The sequence below is a fragment of the Roseivirga sp. BDSF3-8 genome, from assembly GCF_041449215.1.
GTDB lineage: Bacteria > Bacteroidota > Bacteroidia > Cytophagales > Cyclobacteriaceae > JBGNFV01.
Window position 1 is genome coordinate 4,158,712 of record NZ_JBGNFV010000001.1, and the last position, 12,080, is coordinate 4,170,791.

Sequence of the window (12,080 nt, forward strand, 5' to 3'; positions counted from 1 at the left end):
CGGAGTCACTGTTATACCTGTCATTTATTGATTGATTTGCATTTAGTAACCCTCTTGGGTATGAATCAATTACCTCACCTATACCCTGATTGGCAAACAAAAAAGCCTGTCCGGTGGGACAGGCTCTGATTATATTATTAACAACCGGGGAAGGTACAGCACTCTGTATACAGGTGGCTTTTGCAGGTATGCCAGCCCGACTCTTCCACGGGGTCCAGTTCCTGGCCCGGCTGTAGCGCCTGCGCGCCCGCTTTCACGTCTTTTTCGATGGCAGTCACGAAGCTACTGATCTCCAGGTCACTGAGTTTTAGTTTTTTGGCTTTCATAAATCTGATGGTTTTTAATGAAATATGGTATGTGAGCCGGTGCCCACATTTACTTAAAGATACTAAAAGTATCGACTTAGTAATAAAAAAGCCCCTGACCGCATAAGCAGCCAGGGGCTTTTTCTATAGATCAGCGTTTTGCCTGTGAGGTTATCTCACTATGATACGCTCGGTTTTAACCGTGTCAGCATCCTGTACAGAAAGCATGTAAACGCCGGGGCGCAGTCCGTTCAGAGACAGCTCTGTGCGGCTACCCGTGGCAGGTACGGCAAACTGTACGCGGCCATTTACATCATATAATGTAATGGTTACCTCACTAGCCACCTCAGATACCACAGTGAGAGCCTCAGAAGCCATTACCGGGTTAGGGTAGGCGCTGAAAGTCGCTGCACTAAAGGTCTCTTCGGGAGCAGAGAAGCGGGCTGTGCTGTAGGTGTGCTTACCCAGATCGTTAAATGTATCTGTGGTAAATACGGCCCACTCTGTGGTGGTATAAGTAACATTACCACCCGTAACGCTGCCATTACGTACCAGCGTTACGTCCTGTGCAAAGTTGCCTGAACCACCGTTATAAGTACCTACGATGTCGATCAGCACGCCGTTTTCAAACAGGCCTACAGGGTCGTTACCGTTAAAGCTCATGGTAGCATCTGACGTAGTCAGGTTAGCCACGCGCTTCATTTGCTTCTTCGCCTGGTTGTTTACGATGACGTATACCCCACCTGCAGCGAGTGTGCCGCTCAGGGTAAGGCCGTTGTCCCATGCGCCGGCACCGTTCACCTGGCGCTTGATCGTGTAGTTGGCCAGGTCAATGCTGCTCGTACCCAGGTTAGTGATCTCGATGGCTTTGTTATAAGAAGAACCTTCGATGTACTCAGAGATGATCACTGAAGGACCCGCAGGAGCCGCCTGGGTAGTTACGCTTACCTGTGAGCTCTGGGCTGATACGTTGCCCGCCGCATCTTTGGCAGCCACTTTGTACAGATAGGTGGTAGAAGCACTCAGACCCGTTACGTTGTATGACGTAGCTGCAGTAGAGCCTATCAGCACACCGTTCTGGAACACATCATATCCCGTTACGCCTACATTATCCGTAGAAGCCGTCCAGCCAAGGGTAAAGTCAGTAGACGTTACGTTAGATACGGTAAGGCCGGCAGGTGTGGTAGGCGCTTGTGTGTCTGCCACAGGAGCGCTTGCCGTAGTTACACTTAGCTGTGGACTCTGCGCCGATACGTTACCGGCAGCATCCTTAGCCGCTACTTTGTACAGGTACGTGGTAGAAGCATTCAGGCCGCTTACGTTGTATGAGGTAGAAGCGGCAGAACCTATCAGGCTGCCATTCTGGTATACATCATACCCTGTTACGCCTACATTATCCGTAGAAGCATTCCAGCTCAGGGTAAAGCCGCCTGCCGTTACGTTAGCAGCCGAAAGGCCGGAAGGAACTGCAGGAGCTTCCGTGTCAGGAGTAACCGTTCCGCCATTGAGCACCATAGAGGTAAGGATGGGGAAGTGATCAGATACCCGCGTAGGAAGTTGCTTGTTCTGTACGTTTGCAGGAGCGGCAGCAAACTCATCGGCCAGCTCATTAGAAAGCAGGATATGGTCTATGTCGTAGAATGACTGGTCAGTTTTGGCACCGGCAGCGTGGAAGTAGTCCGCCTCAGTGTCGTTATCCAGGTCGTCATACACACCCCAGGTAGAAATCTCACCGGTAGCTCCACCGTTGTCGGCTACGTTTAAGTCACCCAGTACGATCATGTTGTCATTGCTATAGGTAGCATTCAGTTCCGCTACCAGTGTCTGCATAGACTCCAGGCGGCGCGTAGCTCCGCCGGTGCAGCACTTCAGGTGCAGGTCTACCAGGCGTACGGCTGACGATGAACCGTCAATGGTTACGGTAGCCGTCATCATAAAGGGCAGGCGGCCGCTACCGAAACGGCTGTCACCGCTAAGTACCACATCCGTAAGCAGGGTAGTAAAGCTTACATTGCTAACGGTAGAGGTACGGTATACAAATGCCTGGCGCTGTGCAGGGAAATTTGCAAAATCAGGATTCCACCAGTAAGAGAAATACTGATTGTATCCGCCGGCCCAGCTATCGCTGTTGTCCATGCTGTTCAGTTTGGTAAGCAGGTCAGCCAGGGCGTCACCGTTTACATCGTCTATCACGATTTCCTGCAGGGCATAAATGTCCGCGCTGGCATCCAGTATGTCCTGGGCGGCAGCGGTAAGCTGCTCGTCACGGCTCATGCTCAGGCCGGCCTTGCCGGGGGCACCCAGCCACTCGATGTTGTACGTTACTACGTCGAATACGTCTGCTTTTACCGCATAGCTCTGCATGGCAGAGGTGGTGGTATTGCTGTCACCGTCGGTGGCAGATACCTGGTAGAATACGGTAGTACCGTTAGGCTGGGCAGGGATAGTAGCTGAGTAGCTGCTCTGCGGGCCATTGCTCATGCTCAGGCTGTTGTTCAGGTTGCTTGAGCTGGTACCCCATAGCAGGGTAGCGGAGGAAACCGATACATCATCTGTGATGGTGGCAGAGATGCTCACGTTGTCACTTGCTGTCACATTACCGCTGGGGCTACGTGAGATGCTGCTGATGGCAGGAGAGGCGGCAGCGGTCAGGCTGGTACCCGTTACGGCCAGGTTGTCTATCTCCCACGTACCGGCAGAGGTGGTGGTAGAGAGGTAGCGCAGGGCTACGTATACACCGGTCTGGCCGGCATAGCTGCTCAGGTCGGCATCGCCTGATGCCACAAAGCTCCAGCTATTACCAGCCGAGCGGGCGGGCATATTCACCGTGCTCCATGAGGCATTGGCAGGATCGCCGGAACCGCTGTAAGTAGTAGAGATAAGTATCTGGCAATTAGCCGATACATTAGATTCATAATTGATGGCCTCAATGAATGACAGGGAAACCTCTGCCATGTCGCTGAAGTCAAGAGGGGGAGAGATGAGCCAGTCCTCGTTGGTATTCTGCGTACCACTATAACCAGTCATATAGCCACAGGGGGCAGGGGAGCCATAGTTGGCGGTAGTCCACACCTGTGCACCGGTGGCGTTGTAGGGCGTCATCACGCCCAGGCCGCTACCAAAGCCTTCGTTCAGAAGGGTGGTCTGGGCCTGTGCCTGCAGCACAACCAGCATGGCCAATAAGATAGAGTAGAATTTGAGTTTCATCCAGTTGAAATTTGGGTCGAAAATTTCCGCGAAAATATCCAAACCAAATTTTATTTTGCATGAAACAATGTTACCCTTATTTTAATAATAACGGGCGAATAGAATGAATTCAGCCCTCAAAACTCGCAAACACTTGTTAGCTACCGGGTTTTTGTGTTAAGAAATTGTTACCAGGTTTATTGAAAATCCGGATGGTGATATAGGGGTGTGATCGGTTATCACATTATTTGAGCGGCGGCACTACGGCTTATATGATGCTACGGAGTTATTCCCCCTTCATTAATCTTTCTCTTACCTGCATGCTGACTTGGCAGCTACTCCTATTTTGGCCCTGACGCTTAGTTTGTTAGTCAAAGCAGACTATTGCTGGAAGAAAGCAATCTATAAAAAAATGGGGTCTTACCGGTTATAATTCCTCTTCCCAAACCATTAGGTAAAGTCTGAGTGTATCATGCATGCACCCGGATTCCTATAAATCCTTTATTAAAAAAATTAGACTATGGCAAAAAGTCAATCGGGTCGTCAATCCGTGAAGCTGGACGACTTTATTGGGAAGATTATTGCGAACCCCGGACAGCCGGAAGCCTTTGAGTTGCTTTCCGGATTTGTTGGAGAATCGTCTGAGAATGATCACGTTCGTTTGTACGAGGATATTTCGCTGAAGAAGTTCATGGATATTCCCAATTCGGGCATATTGCATACCGCGCCTATACCAGAGCGTATTTCACCTATGGGCGGAAGCTATCTTTGGGTTAAAAAGGACACCGAGTTCATCTTTGGCAATCCGGCCAGTGAAGACCGGGCTAAGTCGAAGCTTTTTGAAGGCGACATGGTGGCAGGCTTCAGCGCAGAAAGCACGGCGGAAAAAGGCGGCGGCATGCAGGCTCAATATACCAACGGTGGCGGGATATGCGATACCACGCGTGACGGCAACTGCTGGACAGAGGGTAAATGTACAGACGGCTGGGTATGCAAAAGCTCTGCCTCTTTCTGCCCGATGAATACGCCGGGCCAGGGTATGCAGATGCAATATACCAACGGTGGCGGGATATGCGATACCACGCGTGACGGCAACTGCTGGACAGAGGGCAAATGTACAGACGGCTGGGTATGCAAAAGCTCTGCCTCTTTCTGTCCGCTGAATACGCCGGGCCAGGGCATGCAGATGCAGTATACCAACGGCGGCGGGATATGCGATACCACGCGTGACGGCAACTGCTGGACAGAGGGCAAATGTACAGACGGCTGGGTATGCAAAAGCTCTGCCTCTTTCTGTCCGCTGAATACGCCGGGCCAGGGTATGCAGATGCAGTATACCAACGGTGGCGGGATATGCGATACCACGCGTGACGGCAACTGCTGGACCGAAGGTCGATGTACGAATGGCTGGGTATGCAAAAGCTCTGCCTCCTTCTGCCCGATGAATATGCCACGGTAGGGCAACCATAAGCACACCGGCTTGCCTGTCGCAGAGAACGATGAACGGCAACATGGCATGGGGGTGTGCCGGGTATTTTTTCTAAAAACTAAACATTATAAAGCCCCGGACCAGCCGGGGCTTTTATCCGATGATCATATTAAATACATCAAACGTACACCTCTACCTCATAAAAAATGAACTGATAGCCCCGGAAGATGTGGTGGCAGGTAACTATAGCTGTTCGTTTATACCCAGCAGGAACCGTAACTACCGGATCAGTTGCACAGATCAGTCGCTGATCGTAAAACAAATACGGCAGCAGGATGTGGAAAAGGTGGAGTCTATACAGGTAGAATCACATGTATATAAGTGGTTTGGGCAGGTAGACGCACTGAAGCATATAGGTCACTTTGTACCTGGTTTCAAGCATTATGATCAGACAAGCCGCGTATTAGTATTGGAGTACCTGGATGGTTATAAGGACCTGGACACATATTATAATCGCTACCTGAAGTTTCCTGAAAATACAGGCGGGGAAATAGCCACTATACTATTTCATCTGCACCAGGACAGCCGCCACTATTTAACTAGGGAAGTAGCTGGTCATTATCTCAGAAACAGAAAGCCGTGGATTTTTCATATTGCTAAAGTAGATCCGGAAAACTATACAGCCGACAGCCCCGCAGGCAAGGAGCTTATCAGGCTTATCCAGTCGCAAAGCGTTTTTGTATCGCATATCAATCAACTGAAAAGCGAGTACAGGTTTAACACGCTCATCCACGGTGATATTAAGTGGGTGAATTTTCTGGTAAAGTGGGATGAGGGAGGTGAATCTATGAAGCTTATAGACTGGGAGATGGCCGACTATGGCGATCCCCTTTGGGATATTGGCGGCTTCTTTCAGAGTTATATATCCAAGTGGGCGTTTAAAAATACACAGAAGGACTCGCCGGAAAGCCTGGCGGAACTTAAGTCCATGCAGGGGATCATAGATGATTTCTGGCACACCTATTCAACTTTTCAAGGATATTCTCCTACAGAAAAATCTGCGAATTATTACCTGGCGTTCCGATTTGGTGCCATGCGGATGATACAGACCTGCCTGGAGGCTACCAAGGGCAGAGATAAAATAGATGTGGAGCTGGTACGTATCCTGCAGCTATGCTTTAATGTAATGGATAAGCCGGTAGAAACGGTGAACCTTCTGATGTCATGAGTGAGTATATAAAGGAACATATTCAAAAAATAGCGCAATCGCTGCGGCTGGAAAATGATGTATTGCTCATACCCTATGGAAAGGACGGAAAATACCTGCCGCCCTACTCACCGGAAGATGATGAGAAAAAGGCCTTACAGCAATTAGCCAATGCCTTATACTTCGCCTATTATTGCAAAAATACGCACCTGGGTCATACTGATTCATACGGGCACATGCAGGCGGATCTCCTGGAAGAGCTCAGGGCTGCTAATACCGGGAAGCCGGGTGTAAGCCATAACTGGTTTGTGACGCAATCCCTTGGTGAAAACAACGGTGTTTTTGCCGAACGGCGTAATCAGAGTAACTTTTTTTACTCTCACGAAATAGCAGGTACCTCTGGCAATCAAAAGCCATCATATGCTTTTAATGAGTGTATTAATGTATATAATCAGACAGAGTATTTTGATGATAAAAGTATATTCTATCATGTATTCAGCGAAACGCCCTATCTGAAATACCCGGTGGGTGCCGTAAGGTTTTATTTTAATATAGTCCCTGAAGGGATGCCCCGGCTGGTCCATGCGCTTTCTTCCGTTTTCAACAGTCATGCCGTACCCTTTCACTTTAAGTGTATCCGGCAGCGCCATGACTTTGGTCGCTGTGATACGGCCGTGCTCTATGTGGCGTCACAGCATGCTCAGGTGGTTAGTTATATAATAGAGAGTCTGCGGCCGGGGCTGGATCCATTTGTACGCGATCTGTCACCAATGTTTACCCACCGGCTATCCAGAGGTATTTCATTTGCTGAAAACCCCGATACGAATGAAAGCTTTGGTATGACCAGAATGCATATACTGGCCCAGGCATTATATGAACAGGTGACAGCGAAGGCCGGCTTCTCCGGGCTATACGATTGCTTCCTCGATCATCTGAACAGTGGTGGTTACAGCCCATCTCACATTTATCGAAATCCCCGGTCCGGATTTCATTATTCTTTCCTATAGCCAATGCAACATAATAATATATTAACTGATACCGCCCGGCAGATAGGGGACGAGCTTTGCCTCTCGGCCCTTTGGCATAAGGATGCCTGCACATGGGTGACCAGGCAGGCCGAAGGTGCCTCAGAGCAGTTTATATCACTAAAAGGTGACTGGTATACGGGTACCAGTGGCATCTCCGTATTTCTGGCTGCATTATATAAACAGACCGGAAATGCTATCTACCGGCACACCGCCAGAGGAGCACTTGTGCAGGCAACAGGTTCGGCTGATGACTTTGACCGGCAGGGAAGGTATGGCCTGCATACGGGCGTGTATGGAGTGCCCTTTGCTTACCTGCATTGTGGCAGGCTGCTGGATGATGAGGCATTGGTAGCGCGGGGCCTGGAGCTGGCTGACCGGTATGCTGACAATGCAGAGAAAACCACGGAAACGGACATAATTGGCGGTCTGGCCGGCATACTGAAGGTGCTGCTGCTGGCGTACCAGATATCCGGCGAAGAGCGTTTCCTTGTTCATAGCAGGCAACTAGGCGGTAAACTCCTTGCCCGGGCTACACGTCATGAGCAGGACAACCTGCTATCCTGGCGCACGGTGGAAAAGCAGGTACAGGACCTCACAGGGCTGGCCCACGGGGTAAGCGGTATTGGCGCTATCTTTAGCGAACTGTATGCACATGACGATAATCCGGAGTGGAAAGAGGCGGCAGAAAAGGCTATTGCGTATGAAAACAGATCCTATAGCAAGGAGCAAAATAACTGGATAGACTACCGGTATCTGGAAAAGAAAGAGGAATGGAAGCCTGGCAGTATGATGGCCTGGTGCCATGGGGCCCCCGGTATTGGCCTCACACGGGTACATCTGGCGCGTAATCTTCAGACGGATAAATACTCCAATGACCTAAATACGGCAGTATCATCCACTAAACAGCATTTACAATACACGTTACAAAGTAAAAACGGCAACTTCAGCTTATGCCACGGCATGTTAGGTAATGCAGAACTCCTGGTGTATGCTGCAGAGGTACTGGAGGATGATGGCCTGCTGCAGGATGCCCGGTCAATAGCTACCGGCATTGTGCATATTGTTAGACAAAATGATCTCCCCTGGCTTTCCGGATTTAATAATGGCAAAGAGACCGCAGGCTTTATGCTGGGTAATGCGGGCATCGGGTATCAGTTATTACGGACAGCAGATCCGGCAACTTTCCCGGGCTTATTGATCTAGCCGGCAGCAGAGCATACTAACTTGCGCATGACAATACACAGCCGGCCGGTTAAGAATGGCTCTGATGCTATTTGCCTTTCTGCGAGTGAAGGCTGCGTGCCTACGGCACTTATGGTCGCTTCGGTTTATCGAGCTACAAAGGCAACGTCCCGATGGGACTGAACTCCTTTTAGCTCATACGAACCAACCTGACCGCTATTGCCCTTATGAGACCACGCTTTTACGCTTTCTCATTTCCCACAATGTGGGACGGCTCTTCAGGGAGACACAGCCGTCAAGCTATGCCCCAATTCCCTTCCTGTGATTATATAGAGGTGGTCCGACTTTCGGGGTCCGACTTTCGCTGGGCCCGCATTCGGTGGTCCGACTTTCGGTGGTCCGACTTTCGGGGTCCGACTTTCGCTGGCCCGCATTCGGGAGGTCCGACTTTCGGTGGTCCGACTTTCGGAGGAGCTGGCAGAAGACTTTATTGAGCAGTTACATCGTGCTAATTACACCATTTGCTTAGCCCCGCCTTAGTCCGTATGTATCATCTTAGAAGCCTTGCCCACACCATTTTCATTAAATGCCTCTACTGTGAAGTAATACTCCTGGTCGGTATTGAGGCTGCGTAGCTCCAGGTCGTTTTTATCATATACCAGGTAGGCATTATACAGCTTATCTTCGGCGATGCCCCAGCGTACATTATAGCCTTGTGCCCCTTTTACCTTGTTCCAGCTTAGGGTGACATTGCGCCGGTCCCTGTCACGGTCTGCCCCGAAGCCCTTCACCATGGCGGGGGTCTTGCCTGCGCCTTTGCCAAAGATGCGCAAGCCCGATACGGCGAGGTTTTGGGTAGGCACGTGCAGGCTGCGAAAGCGTATCATGCGCGCCTCTGCCGGCTGTGACAGTTCCGTATAGTCATTGGGCACGTCCTCGTAGTTATCGCTTTTATCCACCAGGGCGCGCCAGGTTTGTCCATCCAGGGAGGCCTCTATCACATACTGATGGTAGAGGCTGTCCTGCCGGCCGTAGATGTCCGACTCGTAGTCGTTATAGTTTACCTGCACGGCGCGTATGGTGCTTTTTTCGCCCAGGTCTATCTCCACCCATGGAGCTTCGTCGTCCGCTTCCGGTACCCATACGGACTGTACGTCCTCATCATTCACGTGCGGTGGGGCAAAGTCGCCCCGTGTGGAGGAAGCTGTTACGGGCTTATTGTAAGAGAGCAGCATCCAGCCCGTAAAGGCCCCCTGCCGGTCAGGGTCAGACGGTGCATAGTGCGGGTAGTCTCCATAGGCTGTATTTACGTGCATAAGGCCGTCTGCATCAAAGAAGGCGGGAAACTGCCCCACGCGCCTTTCGAACTTGTAGTTTACGGAGATGGCCATGGTGCCGAAGTGCCAGTACTGTCCGCCCGGCCCCTCTGCGGTGCTGCCGTGGCCTGCACCATTGATGAATCCGCCCGGCTTGTAGCTTATGGGATTATTAGGTGCGTAGGTGTAGGGGCCCAGCGGATCATCTGAGGTATAGACGCCATCGGCGTATGTGTCCCACTCCGTGCCGGGGGCGGCATACTGCATGTAGTAGGTACCTTTGTGTTTGGTGAGCCAGGCGCCTTCCATATAGCCGTCGAGGGTAGGGTGGTTGTGGTTTTCCCCGAAGCGCTCCCAGCCGTGCTTATCCTCTTCCAGCGTAAAGAACTCGACGGTTTCTCCCTTGGGGATAAAGCGTTGCCTGGTGTCCAGCTCATAGCCGCGGATAGGGTGCACGTTAGACGAGCCCCAGAAGATAAAGGAGCGCCCGTCATCATCTATGAAAAAGGCCGGATCCTGCAGGTTCCAGAGTATGGCGGGCACGGCCTTCCAGTCTCCTTTTTTAGGGTTGTCTGTATAGAGCAGGCTCATGATGCCGGAGGGGTCACCGGTTACGTAGAGTACCGAATCCTTATAGTTAAAAGCGGCGGGAGCGTTAGACCCCTGAAAGTACCACTTTTCGGGGTCTACAAACTCCCACTCTGTCATGTCCTTAGAGTGCCAGTAGCCCATGGACCGCGTCACGAACATGTAGTACGCGCCGCGAAAGCCCACTACAGCCGGATCGGCCCCCGAGCGGTAAGAGATATTTTTATGCGAGTTGACTACCATGTAGGTATAGTCCAGGTCTACGGGATTGCAATAAGTGGCTTGCTGAGCCGTAGCGCGGTGGGTAGCCAGGGTGATGATAAGGCAGCTTAAAGCGGTGGCTGCCAGGTGTAGGGTGGTACGGGCCTTAGCAAAGGGGGTATTCACTTTCATAATCAAAAAATGGATAATACAATCAGCGCAGTACAAGCGGGGCCCGTATTCCTCACTTGTGCTGCTGGTTGTTGTCAATATAGCTGCAAATAGGGTAGGGTGCAAGGGGCGGGCACCTCATGCATAGGGGAGTGGCCGACCGGCCCGCGGTATAGAAAGAAGCCTGGTGCCGCTCTCTGTGTTGGATAAAATACCCTTTGAATTCCTTCAAACGTCATCGCGCATCTTTTCAGGAATTTTTCAAATAAGATGCGTGGGGTAGTACCGAAGTGATTCGGACATGCTGGAGGCAGGTTCGATTTGGAAACAATTCATTTATAATAGGCAAAACAGGAGCTTAATTTGATGGCATGCACATGCCCAGGGCAGAGGCCGGCAGGCCCGCCGGGTAAATGCAGGCTGAGGCTGCGTTTTTGTTGGAGGAAATGTCCCTTGAATTCCTTCAAACGCCATCGCGCATCTCAGCAGGAATTTTCGAACGCAGATGCGCGAGTGATAGAGCGCAGGGCCGGGAAAGGATACGCGGATCTGTTTTTGGCCACTGGCTATGCCGTCAGCCCGGTGAGTATCTTTACTAATTACCGGTGAGCGAAACATGTAACCTTATATCATACTTTATGAGCATACCCACTAAAAACCGCGGAGATAGCCGGTAGAAATTTTATATTCACCTCATCTACGACCCGTTATGTTTGAGTATGTAATTTATTTTCGTGTATATATTTAAATAACTTATTATGAAAAAGACTAAAATGAACCTCGAGTCTCTTAACATTGAGAGCTTTGTAACAGAATCTAATATCAGGGGTGGTGCAAAAGATGCAGAAGTACCTACAGTACTTACTAAAGGGTACTGGTCACACTGCTGTACAGAAGATTTCACCGTCGCCTAAGGCATAAATTTGCTAAGAGACTGTCCCAAAAGGCAGTCTCTTTTTTTATCTTAGCAGGCGATCCCTTTGCCGGAGCTCCAATCCTATTTCATGTTGGATTAATTCAGACCACTAAAGGCGTTTTGCCTCTGCCAGCACATAATCAATGTATGCTCCCCTTTTAAAAGCAAACCATTTATTGCGAAGCGGTCCGCTCTGAACGTAGCTGTTAAAATTAGCAAAGGGTTTACGATCTGACAGTATGTCGAGAAGGTCATACCTGACCCGGCCCTCAGGCAGTGAACAGGCAAAGTCTTCCATGACTTTAAACGCGTCATTTGAATTCATAGGGCTAAACTTTGTGTAGTTCTCCTCCTCCTTTTTCACCTTGTCTATTATCTCCTGCCACTCTTCCGGCTCATAGTATATGTTTCTTTCATCCGGTAGCATCTCTATGGCTTTAGTGGTTTTGTGGACATAGCATTCCATACCCATTTCCAGGTTTTCTCCTATGTCACAGGCTTGCTCTCTTGTCAGTTCCATTGGCTTCATTAGTAGGGACCTAATTATACAA

Annotated in this window: 9 protein-coding genes; 5 read left to right on the forward strand and 4 right to left on the reverse strand. The window is 50.3% G+C overall.

What is annotated here, in order from left to right; genetic code table 11:
* Positions 1–137 precede the first annotated feature (137 nt).
* Together AB9P05_RS17190 and AB9P05_RS17195 are read right to left on the reverse strand one after the other, a co-directional pair.
* Complete coding sequence (locus tag AB9P05_RS17190; protein WP_371910068.1) at positions 138–326, reverse strand: pinensin family lanthipeptide; 189 nt, start codon at positions 324–326, stop codon at positions 138–140.
* A 150-nt stretch (positions 327–476) separates the two neighbouring features.
* Complete coding sequence (locus tag AB9P05_RS17195; protein ID WP_371910069.1) at positions 477–3,512, reverse strand: fibronectin type III domain-containing protein; 3,036 nt, start codon at positions 3,510–3,512, stop codon at positions 477–479.
* A gap of 499 nt (positions 3,513–4,011) precedes the next feature.
* Here AB9P05_RS17195 and AB9P05_RS17200 point away from each other — a divergent pair, with 499 nt between their 5' ends.
* The 4 genes from AB9P05_RS17200 (at position 4,012) to AB9P05_RS17215 (ending at position 8,358) form a co-directional block, all read left to right on the forward strand.
* On the forward strand, positions 4,012–4,950 hold the full coding sequence (locus AB9P05_RS17200; protein ID WP_371910070.1) for a hypothetical protein: 939 nt from the start codon (positions 4,012–4,014) through the stop codon (positions 4,948–4,950).
* 130 nt (positions 4,951–5,080) lie between these two features.
* Positions 5,081–6,148: an aminoglycoside phosphotransferase family protein gene (locus tag AB9P05_RS17205; protein ID WP_371910071.1), complete on the forward strand. Its 1,068-nt coding sequence runs from the start codon at positions 5,081–5,083 to the stop codon at positions 6,146–6,148.
* Positions 6,145–7,134 carry a T3SS effector HopA1 family protein gene (locus AB9P05_RS17210; RefSeq protein ID WP_371910072.1) on the forward strand — a complete coding sequence of 330 codons (990 nt, stop codon included), beginning with the start codon at positions 6,145–6,147 and terminating at the stop codon, positions 7,132–7,134. The genes AB9P05_RS17205 and AB9P05_RS17210 overlap by 4 nt, the downstream gene beginning before the upstream one ends.
* Positions 7,135–7,137: 3 nt before the next feature.
* Positions 7,138–8,358, forward strand: a complete 1,221-nt coding sequence (locus AB9P05_RS17215; protein ID WP_371910073.1) for a lanthionine synthetase LanC family protein — start codon at positions 7,138–7,140, stop codon at positions 8,356–8,358.
* Positions 8,359–8,873: 515 nt separating this feature from the next.
* Here the strand turns inward: AB9P05_RS17215 and AB9P05_RS17220 are convergent.
* Positions 8,874–10,634 carry a family 43 glycosylhydrolase gene (locus tag AB9P05_RS17220; RefSeq protein WP_371910074.1) on the reverse strand — a complete coding sequence of 587 codons (1,761 nt, stop codon included), beginning with the start codon at positions 10,632–10,634 and terminating at the stop codon, positions 8,874–8,876.
* A 737-nt stretch (positions 10,635–11,371) separates the two neighbouring features.
* Between AB9P05_RS17220 and AB9P05_RS17225 the strand changes: the two genes are divergently transcribed.
* Positions 11,372–11,527, forward strand: a complete 156-nt coding sequence (locus tag AB9P05_RS17225) for a pinensin family lanthipeptide (RefSeq protein ID WP_371910075.1) — start codon at positions 11,372–11,374, stop codon at positions 11,525–11,527.
* 111 nt (positions 11,528–11,638) lie between these two features.
* Here the strand turns inward: AB9P05_RS17225 and AB9P05_RS17230 are convergent, their stop codons facing one another.
* Positions 11,639–12,049, reverse strand: a complete 411-nt coding sequence (locus AB9P05_RS17230; RefSeq protein WP_371910076.1) for a UPF0158 family protein — start codon at positions 12,047–12,049, stop codon at positions 11,639–11,641.
* Positions 12,050–12,080 lie beyond the last annotated feature (31 nt).